The sequence below is a fragment of the Raineya sp. genome (assembly GCF_053497555.1).
The window spans coordinates 1-16,146 of the sequence record NZ_JBRCWE010000001.1 but is presented as its reverse complement, the minus strand read 5'-3'; the positions used below and the strand labels follow the sequence as shown (position 1 = coordinate 16,146).

The 16,146-nt window shown below is 37.8% G+C and carries 17 protein-coding genes; 3 read left to right on the top strand and 14 right to left on the bottom strand.

What is annotated here, in order from left to right; translation table 11 throughout:
* A partial coding sequence (locus tag ACWITO_RS00085; RefSeq protein WP_448527963.1) for a glycosyltransferase occupies positions 1–735 on the top strand: 735 nt, incomplete at its 5' end.
* On the opposite strand, the gene miaB is transcribed toward ACWITO_RS00085, so the two are convergent.
* The 6 genes from miaB to ACWITO_RS00055 all read right to left on the bottom strand — a co-directional run bounded on the left by miaB (position 732) and on the right by ACWITO_RS00055 (position 6,269).
* The gene (miaB, locus tag ACWITO_RS00080; RefSeq protein ID WP_448527962.1) at positions 732–2,210 is read right to left on the bottom strand and encodes a tRNA (N6-isopentenyl adenosine(37)-C2)-methylthiotransferase MiaB; all 1,479 of its coding nucleotides are present in this window, start codon (positions 2,208–2,210) and stop codon (positions 732–734) included. The two genes, ACWITO_RS00085 and miaB, sit on opposite strands and share 4 nt — an antisense overlap.
* 34 nt (positions 2,211–2,244) lie before the next feature.
* Positions 2,245–3,153, bottom strand: coding sequence for an Rpn family recombination-promoting nuclease/putative transposase (locus ACWITO_RS00075; RefSeq protein WP_448527961.1), 909 nt, complete (start codon positions 3,151–3,153; stop codon positions 2,245–2,247).
* Between the two features lies 1 nt (position 3,154).
* A protein-coding gene (gene prfB, locus ACWITO_RS00070; RefSeq protein WP_448527960.1) for a peptide chain release factor 2 occupies positions 3,155–4,232 on the bottom strand; the annotation gives its coding sequence in 2 pieces (ribosomal slippage) (positions 3,155–4,171 and positions 4,173–4,232; 1,077 coding nt in all).
* 5 nt (positions 4,233–4,237) lie between these two features.
* Entirely contained in the window at positions 4,238–4,906 is a 669-nt protein-coding gene (locus ACWITO_RS00065; protein ID WP_448527959.1) for a DedA family protein, read from the bottom strand.
* Positions 4,907–5,016: 110 nt separating this feature from the next.
* Positions 5,017–5,316, bottom strand: coding sequence for a ribosome hibernation-promoting factor, HPF/YfiA family (hpf, locus tag ACWITO_RS00060; protein ID WP_448527958.1), 300 nt, complete (start codon positions 5,314–5,316; stop codon positions 5,017–5,019).
* A 71-nt stretch (positions 5,317–5,387) separates the two neighbouring features.
* The gene (locus ACWITO_RS00055) at positions 5,388–6,269 is read right to left on the bottom strand and encodes a tyrosine-type recombinase/integrase (RefSeq protein ID WP_448527957.1); all 882 of its coding nucleotides are present in this window, start codon (positions 6,267–6,269) and stop codon (positions 5,388–5,390) included.
* Between the two features lie 228 nt (positions 6,270–6,497).
* Between ACWITO_RS00055 and ACWITO_RS00050 the strand changes: the two genes are divergently transcribed.
* Positions 6,498–7,613, top strand: coding sequence for a hypothetical protein (locus tag ACWITO_RS00050; RefSeq protein ID WP_448527956.1), 1,116 nt, complete (start codon positions 6,498–6,500; stop codon positions 7,611–7,613).
* On the opposite strand, the gene ACWITO_RS00045 is transcribed toward ACWITO_RS00050, so the two are convergent.
* The 8 genes from ACWITO_RS00045 to ACWITO_RS00010 all read right to left on the bottom strand — a co-directional run bounded on the left by ACWITO_RS00045 (position 7,594) and on the right by ACWITO_RS00010 (position 15,668).
* The gene (locus tag ACWITO_RS00045; RefSeq protein ID WP_448527955.1) at positions 7,594–8,736 is read right to left on the bottom strand and encodes a glycosyltransferase family 4 protein; all 1,143 of its coding nucleotides are present in this window, start codon (positions 8,734–8,736) and stop codon (positions 7,594–7,596) included. The genes ACWITO_RS00050 and ACWITO_RS00045 overlap by 20 nt on opposite strands.
* 12 nt (positions 8,737–8,748) lie before the next feature.
* Entirely contained in the window at positions 8,749–9,624 is an 876-nt protein-coding gene (locus ACWITO_RS00040) for a glycosyltransferase family 2 protein (protein ID WP_448527954.1), read from the bottom strand.
* Positions 9,625–9,654: 30 nt separating this feature from the next.
* Positions 9,655–10,605, bottom strand: a complete 951-nt coding sequence (locus ACWITO_RS00035; RefSeq protein ID WP_448527953.1) for a helix-turn-helix domain-containing protein — start codon at positions 10,603–10,605, stop codon at positions 9,655–9,657.
* Between the two features lie 153 nt (positions 10,606–10,758).
* Complete coding sequence (locus tag ACWITO_RS00030) at positions 10,759–11,898, bottom strand: acyl-CoA dehydrogenase (RefSeq protein WP_448527964.1); 1,140 nt, start codon at positions 11,896–11,898, stop codon at positions 10,759–10,761.
* Positions 11,899–12,018: 120 nt separating this feature from the next.
* Positions 12,019–12,582 (bottom strand): acyloxyacyl hydrolase, encoded by a 564-nt coding sequence (locus tag ACWITO_RS00025; protein WP_448527952.1) that lies wholly within the window; start codon positions 12,580–12,582, stop codon positions 12,019–12,021.
* Positions 12,554–13,312: a 3'(2'),5'-bisphosphate nucleotidase CysQ gene (gene cysQ / locus ACWITO_RS00020; protein ID WP_448527951.1), complete on the bottom strand. Its 759-nt coding sequence runs from the start codon at positions 13,310–13,312 to the stop codon at positions 12,554–12,556. The genes ACWITO_RS00025 and cysQ overlap by 29 nt, the downstream gene beginning before the upstream one ends.
* Positions 13,313–13,334: 22 nt before the next feature.
* Positions 13,335–15,254 carry a GAF domain-containing protein gene (locus tag ACWITO_RS00015; RefSeq protein ID WP_448527950.1) on the bottom strand — a complete coding sequence of 640 codons (1,920 nt, stop codon included), beginning with the start codon at positions 15,252–15,254 and terminating at the stop codon, positions 13,335–13,337.
* A gap of 57 nt (positions 15,255–15,311) precedes the next feature.
* Entirely contained in the window at positions 15,312–15,668 is a 357-nt protein-coding gene (locus ACWITO_RS00010) for a hypothetical protein (RefSeq protein WP_448527949.1), read from the bottom strand.
* Between the two features lie 83 nt (positions 15,669–15,751).
* Between ACWITO_RS00010 and ACWITO_RS00005 the strand changes: the two genes are divergently transcribed.
* On the top strand, positions 15,752–16,146 hold a 395-nt coding region (locus ACWITO_RS00005; protein WP_448527948.1), incomplete at its 3' end, for a Uma2 family endonuclease.

Sequence of the window (16,146 nt, the reverse complement as noted above, 5' to 3'; positions counted from 1 at the left end):
TTTTTAGAGCTTTTTCCGCAAATTACACTTATCAAATCTACTGAAAATGTAGGTTTTGCTAAAGGCAATAACCTTGGCTTGCAATATGCCAAAGGTAAGTATATTTTACTCCTCAATAGCGATATTGAACTCACCGAAAATTCCATAGAAATTTGCTTAAAAAAAATTCAAGAAAAACCTACAATTGGAGTAGTTAGTCCGCTACTTATCTATCCTAATGGAAAAATACAACACACCGCTAATAAATTCCATAATCTTACCTGCGAAATCATTGAAATTTTCAGGCTGCACAAAGTTCTTGGAAATAAAAAACTGCTTGGATTTTACTTTTCGCACAATGAGGAAATTTTTGTGGATTGGGTTTGGGGTGCTTTTTTTCTCACCAAAAAAGAAATTATTGAAAAAATGCCACAAAGCAAACTTCCCGATGACTTTTTTATGTATTTTGAAGATGTACAATGGTGCTACTTAATCAAAAAATTAGGTTATCAAGTTCTTTTTACACCTGCTACACGAGCTATTCATCACGTTTCGGCAAGCAGTCAAAATTCAGCTATTCCTATCAGTAAATTAGAAAAATCGCTCCAAAATGAAACTCATTTCTGGCTCAAAGAAAAAGGCTGGCTTTATACCAAAATTCTTTACCTTTTGAGAGCTATCAAATACCTATCTTTGAGAAAAAAAGAGTTCAGAAAAATGGCTCAAATCTTTTGGAAAAAATTTTTAAGATTTTAATCTACCGCTTCTCCTACGAGAGTCGCTGAATTAGCCTCCTTAACAAGTACGTTCACATAATCGCCTTTTTGATGGTGCTTTTTAGGGAATATCACTACTTTATTGGCTGAATTTCTACCCTGTAAATATTCTTGTGAGCGTTTAGAAAATCCTTCTACTAGCACCTTATGCACCTTACCAACATCTTGTTGATTACGTTTGTAAGAAAGCTCGTTTTGCAAAGCGATGATTTCGTTTAAGCGTCTTTTTTTCACTTCCAAAGGAATATCATCTTTGAGTTTCTTTTCAGCGGGCGTATTCGGACGCTCCGAATAGTAAAACATATACGAAAAATCATACTCCACTATTCGCATCAACGAAAGCGTATCTTGATGCTCTGCTTCGGTTTCGGTGCAAAAACCTGCAATCATATCCGAAGAAATACCACACTCCTCCCCTAAAATTCGGCGAATAGCTCCAATACGCTCTAAGTACCATTCACGCGTGTAAGTGCGATTCATCAAAGACAAAATACGATTGTTGCCACTTTGTACAGGTAAATGGATATATTTACAGATATTTTCGTATTTTGCCATTGTATAAAGCACTTCATCTGTAATATCTTTGGGGTGAGAAGTAGAAAAACGCACCCGCAATTCAGGGGAAATTTGAGCAACTCGCTCCAAAAGTTGGGCGAAATTGCAGGTTTCAATTCCTTCAAAATTTTCGCCTTTGGCAATAGCTTTTTCGTAGCTTTTGAGAGAAATAATTTCCTCTTTGGAAGTCCATAAGTAAGAATCTACGTTCTGCCCAAGCAAAGTAACCTCCCGATAACCATTTGCAAACAGGTTTTTGCACTCCTCTACAATAGAATACGGACTACGACTCCGCTCCCGACCACGCGTAAAAGGCACTACACAAAACGAACACATATTATCACAACCTCGCATTATAGAAACAAATGCCGTAACTCCATTAGAATTGAGCCTTACAGGATTGATATCAGCATAGGTTTCCTCACGAGAAAGAAATACATTGATAGCCTTACTGCCCTCATCGGCTTCACTTACGAGTTTGGGTAAATCTCTGTAAGCATCGGGACCTGCAACAATATCAACCACTTTTTCTTCTTCTAATAATTTGGTTTTCAGTCGTTCTGCCATACAGCCCAACACTCCTACCAGCAAGTGAGGACGCTTTTTTTTCAGACTTTGCAGATATTGCAAGCGGTGGCGAATTTTTTGCTCGGCATTATCGCGAATAGCACAAGTGTTTAGAAAAATAAGGTCGGCATTTTCGGCAGTGGCAGTGGTATCAAAATCATTTTCTTGCATAATAGAAGCTACTATTTCGGAGTCAGAAAAATTCATCTGACAGCCGTAGCTTTCAATATACAACTTGCGTGCCTTGCCCGTATTGTTTTCCTGTGTAGTTTTTACGGTTTCGCAAGCCTCCGTATTTTCTAAAATTCCAATATCTTCAATAACCTGTTTCATAGACGTAACAATAACTTTTACATTTAATATTTCATTATGATTTTTGAGAGCGTAAATTTTCTATTTCTTGCAACGAAAGTCCTGTTAGTTCGCTGATAGTTTCATTATCCAAGCCCTTTTGAATAGCTTTGAGAGCAGTTTCTATTTTATTTTTTTCAATACCTTCTTTTATTCCCTTTTTTACTCCTTTTTTTATTCCTTTTTCTATTCCTTTCTCTAAACCTTTCTGAAAGCCAACTTGCTCTGCTTTCATTTTTTCAGCTTTTTCGTCAGTTTCACGCATACGAGCATATTCGTAGGCTTCAAGGTCTTTTTTGCTCCAGAGATGCTTATCAGCTTCCAAGTAAGCTGTTTTCAATCCTTCATCATCAACACTTTCAGGAATAACTTCTAAATTTTCTGCATTTTTGATAAAAAACACCCATTTTTCTGTGAGTGTTTGTAGTTCTTTTTCAGTTTTATTGAATTTGGGTAGCTCAATAAAATTAAATTCAAGGTCTTTGAGTTTGTGTTCTTGGGTTTTTTCGTCTAAAATGAGATGTCGGGAAAGGTAGTGAGAAGTTTCCAAAAAGGTAAAATCTAAAATACCAATAAAAATTACAGGTTTGAGCTGGTAATACTCCTCTTTGGCATTGAGTTGCGAAATGTAACTTTTGGCAGAATAATACACTACTCTTTGAGCAAAGCCAATTTTATCTGTAACTTGCATCTCAACAATATACTCTTTGCCTGCTTCATCACGAGCCTTTACATCAAGCACGGTAGATTTTGCACCTAACACTATGGGAACTTGATAAGGGTTGAGTATTTGCACATCTGCGATTTTTCGCTCTCCTTCCAATCCTAAAATTGCATTGAGGAACGAAATCAAAATCTGTTTTTTGTTTTCGTTCCCGAAAATTTTACGAAAGGCAATATCATTTTTTACATCAGCAAATTGCATATTACTGCATCATTAAATATGCCTTAATAAAATCGTTTATATCGCCATTGAGTACGTTTTGCACATCTGTACGCTCTACACCTGTACGAACATCTTTGACAAGTTTGTAGGGGTGAAGTACATAATTGCGAATTTGCGAGCCAAAGTCAATTTTTTTCTTAGTTCCTTCTATTTTATCTTTCTCTTCTTGTCTTTTTTCCATTTCCAACTGATAAAGCCTTGATTTGAGCATTTGCAAGGCTTTTTCACGATTTTGATGTTGAGAGCGTTCTTGCTGGCACTCCACCACGATACCTGTGGGCTTATGACGAACCCTAACCGCTGTTTCTACTTTATTTACATTCTGCCCGCCTGCTCCACCCGAACGAAACGTATCCCATTCCAAATCCGCAGGGTTAATGGTGATTTCAATGTTATCATCAACAATCGGATACACAAATACCGAAGCAAAAGAGGTGTGCCTTCTACCACCTGAATCAAAAGGTGAAACACGCACCAAACGATGCACACCTATTTCGGACTTCAAAAGACCATAAGCAAATTCTCCTTCAAATTCCAAAGTAGCCGATTTACAACCTGCTACCTCACCTGCTTGGTAATTTACCTCTCTCACCTTAAAACCCTGACTTTCGCCCCACATAATATACATACGCATCAGCATTTCCGCCCAGTCCATACTTTCAGTGCCACCTGCCCCTGGATTGATTTCCATCATTGCACTCAAAGCATCTTCTTCGCCACTCAACATTTTCTTGAACTCTAAGGCTTCAACCTGTTGCAGTAGCTTATGAAACTCTTGGTCAATTTCCTCTTCTGAAAGCTCATTATTCTGATAAAACTCATACAATACTTCAAAATCGGCTTCTGCCTGCAAAAGAGCCTGCATTGGCTCTGTCCAAACCTTGATATTACGAATTTCTTTCATTACAGCTTCTGCCTGCTGAGCATTTTCCCAGAAGTCAGTAGCAGTGGTTTTTTCTTGTCTTTCGGTGAGTTCTTGTAGTTTCGTATCGTAGTCAAAGATACCTCCTCAAAGCCGAGATACGGGCTTTTACATCTTTGTATTGCTCTTGTGTCATAGTACCTAACTTTTATGCGTAACTTCTGTTTCTTTTTTCTTAAAAAACTTATGCCTGATAATTTCAACAATAGGCGGCGTAATGGAAAGCAAAATAATAGCAAAAATGACAAGTGTAAAGTTTTTACGTACAATTTCGGTATCAGCAAAAAGATAGCCCAACCACAAAAAAGACCACACCCACACAAAGCCTCCAATTACGTTGTAAGCCAAAAAACGAGGATAGTTCATTGTGCCAATACCCGCCACAAAGGGAGCAAAAGTACGTATGATAGGAATAAATCTTGCGAAAATAATTGTTTTGCCTCCGTGTTTTTCATAAAATTTTTGGGTACGCAAAAGGTATTCCTTTTTTATCCAACGACTTTCTCGCTGAAATACGCTATTTCCCAATCTTTTCCCTACCCAATAATTTACGCTATCACCAATTACTGCCGCTACAAACAAAATCAGCCCCATTAGCCAAATGTTGAGTTCATTAGTAACACTTATCAAAGCTCCTGTGGCAAAAAGAAGCGAATCACCGGGCAAAAAGGGCATTACTACCAAGCCTGTTTCCACAAAAATTATCAGAAACAAAATAGCATAAATCCATACACCATAATCCTGAAAAAGCCCTTGCAAGTGCTTATCTACGTGTAAAATAAAATCCAGAAGTTGTTTTAGAATTTCCACTACATTTAGAATTTAACTGCAAAGGTAGCGAGTTTTTCTGAAAAGTTCAAAAATAAAAACTTCCTGAACAAAATTCAGGAAGTTTTGGCACATAAAATCTAAACTATACCTTAATGGTTCATTTGCTTTTCTTTGTGCTTGGTGATTTGCCTTTTGAGTACATCAAGCACCTCGTCTGTGGCACTTTCAAAGGTATTTTTTTGAGCTTTGGCAAAAATCACGTTGCCGGGAACATTTATTTTCACTTCAACGATTTTGTTTTCTTTGTGGTCGTTTTTATCCAATCGCAAAAATACGGTGGCATCAATGACACGGTCGTAATAAGTATCTAATTTGTTTAACTTTTTTTCAATGAAATCAAGCAACTTGATGTCTGCATCAAAATGCACGGATTGAATTTGCACTTTCATAACGCTACATTTTTAAGGTGAAACCATAAGACTAAAAAATTAAAAAAATTGATGAAAAGCAATGAGTTTTGTCAGGCTTTCGGGTGAGCCTGCTTGAATACATCTTTGAGTTTTTGAAGTGAATTATGCGTATAAATTTGGGTGGCTTTCAGGTTGCTATGCCCCAAAATTTCTTTGATAGCGTTCAAATCTGCTCCCTTATTGAGCATATGTGTTGCAAAAGTATGGCGAAGTGTATGCGGACTTTTTCTTTCGGCACTATTCACCAAACTCAAATATTTTTTTACTATTCGGTAAATCAGCATCGGATAGGCGGGTTTGCCTTCGTCAGATACTATCAGAAAAGTATGCGAAAGTTGTGGAAATTCCTTTTCACGATAATACACATACTCTTGCAAAAGATGATTGAGCGAAGGTGTAATAGGAATGATACGTTCTTTATTCCCTTTGCCTAAAACCCTGATTTCCTGACGAATATAGTTGATATACTCCTCTTTCAAACCCAATAGCTCTGCCTCACGCATACCTGTATGATACAGCAGTTCCAATACAATTTTATCCCGATAGCCTTTGAAATCTTTACTGAACTCATAATTATCCAAGATTTTTATCATATCTTGCTCATCAACAAAAGAAGGCGTTTTTTTCGGAACTTTGAGCGGTTTGATACGCAGTGTGGGATTTTGACTGATATAAGCATTTTTTACCAAAAACTTATAGAATGATTTCAGCGTAGCAATTTTCCGATTGATAGAGGTAGGCTGTAAATTTTGTTCGGAAAGTTGCATTACCCAAGAGCGTATCATTTGGAAACTCGCCTCGCTAATATCTCGCACCTGAAACTGCTCTATCAGAAAATCTTGAAACTGCTCCAAATCGTTACGATAAGAATTAGAGGTATGCTGACTTTGACGTTTCTGATAGCTGATGTATTGCAAAAATTTTTCAATCATTTTTAGAAAAAATAAACATTCAACACTGCCACCTGTCAAAAAATTACGAAAGCGGGCTTTCTTATTTCAATTTAGAGCCTCAAATTTGAAGTTCAAAGGTTTTAACTTAAACTTTGTAAAAATTTTTGACAAATTTTTTCCGAAACCTTAAAAGTTTTGAATTTTAGGAAAATTTTTTGAGAAAAACAAGAAAAAAAGAGAAATTTTAGGGCATAATCTCCAAAAACTATGAAATTACTCTCAAAATTCAATTTTTGGGCTTTACCGATAGCGGTTTTGTCAGTAGCGATATGGATTTGGCTCACCCAAAATGGCTTCGGCTTGACGGTAGATGCCAAAGCCTACCTCTACGCCGCCAAAAGTTTCAGAAAACAAGGCGAATTTCTCACGCCACAAGGCTACTATACCAACTGGACACCTCTTTTCCCTTTTCTGTTGAGCTTTATTCCTGTCAAAGTCTTATTTGGAATAACTTTGCTTCTGAATTTATACCTGCTCTACCTGCTTGTACATCAGGTTATTCAGAGCCGTCTATGGCAAACTATTTCTTACTTGCACGCCGCTCTTTCCACGATTTTCGTAATGGTGCATTTTTTTGTATGGTCAGAAGCCTTGTTTCTTACTTTTTTACTTGCCGCAGTAGTTCTTTTTCTGCAACTACTTAAAAAAGAAAATGATAAAATTTTCTATGCACTCGTTATAGCTTCCAATTTGCTATGCTTGCAAAGAATGGCAGGAATTTTTTTTGTAGTAGCCTTTGCTTTACTTTTTGCTTATTATCTTTCTTGGGAAAAGGCTTTTCGTTATATGATTTTCAGCAGTTTGGGGCTCGGGTTATGGCTGTTGAGAAATAGCTTTTTGCAAGATAAACCCGATTTTTTAGAAAATATTTGGGCAGTGAGTATGCAGGATAGCTTTATGGGTTATGCAGAATCATTCATTAAAAACATTTTCCCCGTTTTGGACGATAATCCTGCTTGGCTTACAGGTTTTTTGTTTGTATATTTCATTTTGGGCTTGGGGTTAAACTTTGCCAAAGAACAAACCCCTTTCATACTTTTTTTTCTCTTTTTTTTCTATGTTTCGGTAATGCTTGCTTTGAGTATGAACATACCTCACGAAAGCGATAGATACGCTTTTCCTGCAATGCCTTTTTTTCAGATTCTTTTTTGGAAAAGGCTAAGCGATTTAGACGGACAAAAGCACAAATTCCGAAGCAAGCTCAGGTATTTTCTTATGGTTTCTGTAATAGCTTACAATCTTTTCAGAACTTACTCCAACATTCAGCAGTGGCATTACTCACCGCCTCTGGAAATGTATAACTCTACAAACCATAAATTTTAGCATATTCGGCGAGGGTATTTTGCCAATTATGCTCACGCAAAGCCCAATTCCTTGCATTTTCAGCTTTTTGTTTCATTAGGTCTGGATTTTCTAAATAGGTATTGATTGCCCCTGCTATGGCTTGTGGCGTAGCTTGCTCAATCAGTAGCCCTCTTTCATTTTCGCCAATTTGTTCGGGAGTGCCACCAGAACGCAAACCTATGACAGGCTTTTTCATCAGCATTGCCTCAATCATTGAAAGCGAATACATTTCATCAAAGGAAGCAAGCACAAAAATATCCATTGCATCAAGAAAAGCGATATATTCTTTCTGAAAAGGTATGCGAATAATATGCTGTTGTAAGTTATTTTTTTGTATAAAATCCTGAATTTCCTGCTCTATGGCAAGGTCTTCGGGAAGATAAATGGTGCTTTTTTCATCAGAATAGGCAATGGAAGGCTCGCCAATAAGCCAAATCACTACTTTTTTCTGAAATTTTTGCTCAATATACAAAAAGGCTTGTGCAAGCTCTCTTACATTTTTGAAACGCGTAATACGAGCCAGTGTTCCAATAACTATCTGATTTTCGGTAGCTCCCCACTGCTTACGAATTTCCTCTCTTTTTTGAAAATCAGATATAAATTTTTCTGTTTCTACGCCATAACGTACCAAACGAATTTTATCGGCACTCACCGCCAAATTTTGAGCCATCGCTTCGTTGGTAATAAGCGAAGTAGAAATAGCGGCTTCAAGATTGCCATAAATAAAATAATAGTGTGGCAATTTCTTTTTTGCCCCTATCATAATGTAGGTGCTGTAAAAATGCTTGCAAATTTTATCGTAATTCGCAATAGAAGCAGTCCATACATCAATATTATTGTGTGAGTGCAATAGCGGTATTTGATAGGCTTTCAGCACTTTTCGCAAATGGCGTATATTTTGCCAATGAAAACGCCTATTAGGTTTGCCAAAAATACAGCGAATAGCAGGATTTTGAGCCAAAATCTTATGCACTTCGCTATTTTCCAAAATAAAGGCATAGACTTCAAAGCCCGCTTCTGCTTGCTTTTGCATAAGTCTGCAAACATATAGCTCCAAACCACCTTTGGAACTGCTCAGAAGGATATGTAAAATTTTTTTCAAACTATCAAGGATTTAGACTAAAACGTAGTTTCTGTACTCTCCGATGATATACCCACCTGTAACTTTTTCTACAAACTTTTTGAACTTATCTTTCAAAGAAAGTCGGTTGCAACTCAAATCATAGTCAAATTTCCAGTTTTTGTTTGCTATGCGTGCTTGCATTACTTGCGGGTGCGTACCTGTGAATTTTTCCAAAATATCTACATTGCTGTAATCAAACTCATCACGTTTGGCTATATTTTTTTCAAGCCAGCTATCATCGTGCCAGTATTTATGAAAGGTTTCTTGCTTTTGTTGCATTGCTTTGGGTTCTTTTACCCAGCCATAATGATAAACAAAGGCATCTATGAGTTTTACACGCAATTTCTGATTATTGCCTTTTCGGAAACCTTGTGCATCTTTGTAAGAGTAAATATCTGAACGATTGCGTACAATGCGAATTTCTCGCCTATACCACTGATAAGAAGTTCCTATGTAGTCGTAAGAGCCGTAAAAATGAAGATATTTAAAAAGCAAGCCGTCTATATTTTTATCGTGCAAGTAGGTTTGCATAGCTTGCCGAATGGTAGGCAAATATTTTTCATGGATTACTTCATCTCCCTGAACATAAAAAACCCAATCGGTATCCGCAGGCACGGCTCGTAAAGCCTTATTGGTTTCTTGTGCCAGCACCGCCCCTCCTTCTCGCAGGGTATCGTCCCAAGTAGTTGGTAAAATCTTGATTTTTTGAGGCTCAATCTGGGCAATTAGCTCTTGGGTATCATCTTCCGAATTACCCACGGCAACTACGAAATCATCACAGATGGGCAAAATAGAGCGTATTGCCTCTACAATGGGGTAGTCGTATTTGATAGCATTTCGGATAAAAGAAACCCCTGTAACTTTCATTAGTAGTTTTGTAGTGTTGGTCTTGCAAATTTACACTTTTAATTTTTCCAATTCTTCCATTAGCAAATCTCTTTTTCGCATTTTTCCTGCCGAAATGCCAAAAACCATTTTGAATCGTCTGCAAAAATAAGCCGTGTCTTTGTAGCCAATTTCTTTGGCAATTTCACGAATACTTTTTTTAGTGGTTCGCAAAAGCTCGGAAGCACGCTCCATACGTTGGTATTCAATGTAATCTTGGGGATTGATACCTGTGAGATTTTTGAAATATTGCCCTACATAGTCTTCCGAAACACCCGCCACATTGGCAAGCACTTTATTGGAAAGGTCGCCGCCCAAATATTTTTTGATGTATTCAAAAATATCCATTAGGCGTTGGTCTTTGAAATAAGAGCTATTGGTAGTAATTTGTTCTACAAACAAATTTTTTTCCAAAACATAACGCATTAGCTCAATGACAATCAGCTCGGTTTTGATACGTTGCACACGCTTTTTGCCATATTTCTTTTGTAAAGTTTCTAAAACCACATCTAAAATAAGCAGTGAAAGCGTAGGATTTTGGCGTATTACAAAGGGCGTAATGTTCAGGCTGGTGAAAAAATTTACTGAATCAAAAAGTTTGGCATTGAAAGTAACATAACTAAACGAATTAGCAATATTTCCGACCAAATCGGGGTTGGTATTGAGTTGGAAAAATTTCTCTCTTTGGGTGATGAACTGCTCGTTATTGAGCATATTGCTTTCTCCCGTAGCTCCATAAATAATATAAGTGGGCTTTCCTGCGGGTACAAAAAGAATATCGCCAGGGCGAGCCTTTACAAAATCATCACCAAGTTTGAGCGTAATATCGCCATCGTGCAAAAGCAATAAGGTGTTTTCTATGTCGTAAAAATTTTTTACGGCAAAAGGATTAAGCAGTTTGAAATTTCTGGCTTTCAGAAATTTAATATGCAGAGATTCTAAAATTTTATCGTAATCTTCCATAGTGCTTTGAAGGATTGTTCTTGTTTTTTTACAATTTTTTTGCGAACAAATATAAATCTTTTGATATAAAAAAACAAAGTCGGCATAGACTTTTTTTTAGTCATACACCGACTTTTTTCTAAAAATTAGTATTTTTGGGTAATTAAAGTTGCACTATTTCAAGAGAGAGCGAGCAATTACAATTTTTTGTACTTCGGAAGTACCTTCATAGATTTGTGTAATTTTAGCATCTCTCATCAAGCGTTCTACGTGAAACTCCTTCACGTAGCCATAGCCTCCGTGAATTTGTACGGCTTCGGTAGTTACTTCTTGGGCAATTTCGGAAGCATACAATTTGGCAGTAGCAGCGGCAAGGGCAAAATCTTGTTTGGTATCTTTCAGATAAGCGGCTTTGTAGATGAGCAAACGAGCGGCTTCAATTTTAGCATACATTTCTGCTAATTTGAACTGAATCGCCTGATGCTCGTGCAAAAATTTACCAAAGGCTTTGCGTTCTTTGCTGTATTTGAGAGCAAGTTCATACGCTCCCGAAGCAATCCCCAAAGCCTGTGCCGCAATACCAATACGCCCCCCATTGAGGGTTTCCATAGCAAAACGGAAGCCAAAGCCGTCCTCGCCTATTCTGTTGGCTTTGGGAACTTTTACATCAGTGAACATCAAGCTATGCGTATCAGAACCGCGAATCCCCATCTTATCTTCTTTTTTACCAACTACAAAACCCTCCATTCCTTTTTCTACAATGAGGCAATTGATTCCCTTATGTCCTTTGTCGGGGTGTGTTTGAGCCATTACCAGATATACCGAAGCTGTACTACCATTGGTAATCCAATTTTTTACACCATTCAGCAAGTAATAATCGCCTTTATCTTCGGCAGTAGTACGCTGAGAGGTTGCATCAGAGCCTGCCTCAGGTTCAGAAAGACAAAAAGCACCAATAATTTCACCCGTAGCAAGTCTTTTGAGATATTTTTGTTTTTGCTCCTCATTGCCATACTTTTCCAAGCCCCAACAAACCAGAGAGTTATTTACCGACATACACACCGAAGCCGAAGCATCAATCTTGGAAATTTCCTCCATAGCCAGCACATAGGAAATCGTATCCATACCACCGCCGTTGTATTCAGGCGAAACCATCATTCCCATAAAGCCCAATTCGCCCATTTTCTTGATTTGCTCGTAAGGAAACTCCTGCTTATCATCTCTTTCTATTACACCGGGCAAAAGTTCTCTTTGAGCAAACTCACGAGCGGCTTTTTGTACTTCCAAATGCTCTTCGGTAAGTTGAAAGTTAATTCCTAAACCTTGTGATTGAACAGCCATAAATAATCAAATTTTAGTTTTACGTTGAAAAATCGTTATCAAAGCTAAAAAGTTTTTGAAAAAAATACAAATTTCAACAATTTTTTCCTTCACTTACCAAACCCAGCCGCAATGAAAATTGTAGGTATTGATACCAAAATTGGGCAGGCGTGTATTGGCATTGGAAAGATGACGCAACCGGAAATTAAAATGGAACAAGATTTTTTTATGCAAACTCACATAAGAGCCTATGCCCATACTATCCGAAAAGAGAAAACCCCGCCTCTGATGAATGGTTGGTGTAGAAAAGTAATGCGGTCCTAATGAAAAAATACAATAAGGCTGAAAAATTTTATTCAGAAAAAAAGTGGATTGCAGAAAGAAATTTAGTCCTGCTTCCCATTCTTTGGGGGCATCATCAATCCAAACCCGATTGTATTGGGGTTCTACGCCCAAAAGTAACTTCTTAAAAATAGCATTTTGAGGTGGTTTGGTATAGATAAAGTTATAGGCTATACGCCCTTGCAGATACGCAAGCCTATACACCCCTTCGGGAATGGTTTTTTCGTTTAGGGCATAGCCCCAGCCTATCCCAAAGCCTTTTTCTATTTGTTGAGCAAAAACGTTAGAAAATAAAAAAAGGCAAATACTAAAACATTTTACAATAAAAACTCCCATTGAGCAAGTTGGGCTTATTATAGGTAAGCGGCTGATTTTTTTCATCAAGCACTTTGCCACCTGCCTCTTCTACAAGAATTTGCCCTGCGGCGGTATCCCACTCCATAGTAGGATTATGACGGTAGTAGAAATCAGCCTTGCCTTCTGCTAAAAAGCAAAATTTGAGCGAACTACCTGCCGTAATAATATGCTTGATTTGGTACTTATCCAGAGCCTTTTTATCTTCCATTGAAGCGTGGGAACGACTTACCGCCGCAATTCTTTCGGCAGGTGCTATATTTTTTCTACCCTGAATTTTTTGGGTAATTCCCTTTTCTCGTTTGAAAGCCCCTTTGCCCCTTTCTGCCCAGTATACGCATTGCAAAGCAGGCACCTGAATAAAGCCTAAAACAGGATTTTTTTGATGAATGAGGGCAAGATTGATAGTAAATTCGCCATTTTTATCAATAAACTCTTTGGTGCCATCCAAAGGGTCTAAAAGCCAAAAATATTCCCAATGTTGGCGTTCATTCCACTCGGGCAAATCATCTTCTTCCGAAATCAGTGGAATATCGGGGGTATGTTCTGCTAAAAATTCAGCCATAATTTCTTGCGAAGCCTTATCTGCCTGCGTGAGCGGCGAATAGTCTTTTTTAGTAAGAACTTGAAAATCTTGGTTGTAAATTTCTAAAATAGCATTGCTGGCTTCATTGAGCGTTCTTAAAATTTCTTCAATAGAAGTCTGAAACATTCAGTTCAAGGTTTTAGGGTGTTCAATTTTGTAAAAGACGAATTTCGTTGATATTATCCATAAAAATAATGTACTTGTTGATATTACCCATACCTGTACCCAAAGAACCTGCGGTAATTTTTACAAGCACTTCGTCGCCTCCTTTGGCTTTGACGGTGGTAATCCCCGACCAAAACTCATTTCGGGAAATGGTCAGTTTCATTTCTTCAAAAACACTCTCCTTACTGAAAATTTCAGAAATATTCATTCCAACAAGCTCTTCGGGGGCATAATAAAGCAAATTGGAAGCAAGTTCATTAACTTCATTGATAGTAAACTTTCTACTCAAACGGAACACCATATGCGTACTTTGCAAAATAGTTTCCCTTTCCATAGTGAGCAGGTTGTTTCGCTCCATTTCTTCTTGTGCTTCCTGCAAGGCTTCTACGTTTTGGCGAAGCAACTCTTCCTGATTTTTCATTTGCTCGGCAAAAGTTCTGGATTCTGTCAGTAGCCTTTCGGTTTCTTGTCTGTTTTGTACCGTAAAGATAGTAGAAGCAATAGACTCGGCGATTTGCTCCACAAACTCACGTTTGTAAGGCTCAATCTCTGTAATAGAAGCTATTTCAACTACTCCAAAAACCTGCTCATTGGCTTTGAGCGGCACAATAAGTATAGAACGAGGATTGGTATGTCCTAAACCAGAAGTGATAGTTACATAATTGTTAGGAACTTCTGTGAGATAAATGGAAGCCTGCTCTTGCCAAGCCTGTCCTGTAAGTCCATCGCCTCTGTACACTTTCTGCTCCAAATACTTTTTCTTATCCCAAGCATAGCAAGCGGCAAGACGAAGATACTCCTCCTCACCTTCTTTGGTAACAATAAATAAGCCTCCTTGATTAGCTCCGAGTTTTTTCACAAGGTTAGAAATAATCTGGTCGGCAAGTTCATCAAGGTTTTCGCTATACTGACGCAATAGGTCGGCAAATTTACTCACACCTTCCGCTTTCCAGTTTCGGATACTATCTTGCTCGGCAACTTTTTCAAGGTTATCACGCATTCGTATCAAGGCGTTACCAAGTACGTCTTTATCGGAAAGAGGCTGAAACTCTTTTCTGAACATACCTTGACCAATGGCATCGGCAAACTCTGAAGTAGAACGCAAACCTCGTATAAGGTTATCCACAGAAGAGGCAATCTCGCCAATTTCATCTCGGCGGAAGCGAGTTCGTTTATCTTCGGGCAGTTCTCCTTTACTGAGTTGGGAAATGACTTTATTGATGTACGTAATCGGCTGAACGATATTTGCCGTGAGGGTAAAGGCTACCGCAATACCAATTACAATCACAATGGCAATCAGTACGATAATTTGCACGGTGAGATTACGTGAAGAAGTGAGTAGGTTGTTTTGAGCTTTCTCTTTTTCCTGCCTTTTGTATTGCTCAATTCTATTCAGTTTCCCGATGATATTTCTTGCTTGTGGGTTAATGCGGTCTTCAACCAGAATAGTCATATTCAAAATCATCTCCCCTTCTTGGTCTTGCACGGAAAGAATTTTTTCCATTACTTCTTTCTTTTGCAATTGGATAAATCCCTCAAAATCTTTGAAAACACTATCAATTTTGGCTATTTGCGAGGTATCAGACCAGTTTTTCATTAGGGTTTGCAGATTTTCTTTGAGTTTGGGGTACTCAATATCCTGAATGGCTTTGAGTTGGTCTTTTTCCTCTTTGGTTTGGGGCGTGTAAATCCAGCCAATCGTTAGCCTTTGAGAGCGTTCTACCAAGAGTTTGAAATCTTTGATAGCATCGAAGGAGGGATCAACTACCTTTTGAATATTTTGAATAATCGCACTATTTTGGTTCAAGATGAAAATGTTATACAAACCGTAACCTCCATATACAGCAATCAGAACAAAGAAGCTCAGCAGAATTTTCTGACGAATGGTAAAACCGCGTTTCATAAGCGTTTGGGTTTAACGTGCCTTAAAAATACATAAAAAGCCGTAAGTTTTTCAAATTTATGTAAAAATTTTTTCTTCCTCAAAATATTCCAATGCCTGCATTTTCAAGAGTTTTTCTTGCTCCAACAAATCAAATTGTGGCAGTGGTTGGAGTAATTTCCAATGAGGCCAGCCTTCGGCATCAGTGCCTTCCAGTTCATAAAATCCTAATTTAGAGAGCAATCGGCAAATAGCTATGTGCATTAGGTCTTGTTTTTCTTCTTTGGTAAAATTTTGAAAGCCCTTGCCAAGTTCTTGCACTCCAATCAGGAAAAGCACGCCGTTGAGGTCTTTGGGACGTTTTCCCAAAAGTTTTTCAATTTTATTGAGCAATTGCCCCCAACGAAACTCTAATTGTAAATCCTCGCTATTCATCAAGGTTGTTTTTAAGCAAAATTACGAATTTTCTTTGGCAAACAACAAAAATTCTGTATTTTTGCTAAAATAGCCTAAAAACGATGGTGGTTTTAGAAAAATATCAAGTAACCGATTTCCTTCAAAAAGAGGATTTTGAAGAAGGCTTCATTTATGAACTTTTGAACGGTACGATTGTGAAACGCTCCGCACCCAGTTTGCAACATCAGCATATTTTACGTAGGTTGGTTCGTGTATTTGAAAACTTTCTTGCCGAAAATAAAGTAGGAGAATTCTTTTTTGCACCCATAGATGTTGTTTTAGACGAGGAAAATTTGGTAATTCCTGATTTAGTTTTTGTTTCTGAAAGCAAGAAAAATATTCTTCAAGAGAATTACATCAATGGCAAGCCTGATTTAGTGGTAGAAATTCTATCACCTTCTACGGCTCGCTACGATAGAGGCGAAAAAATGAAACTTTACAAAAAACACCAAATCCC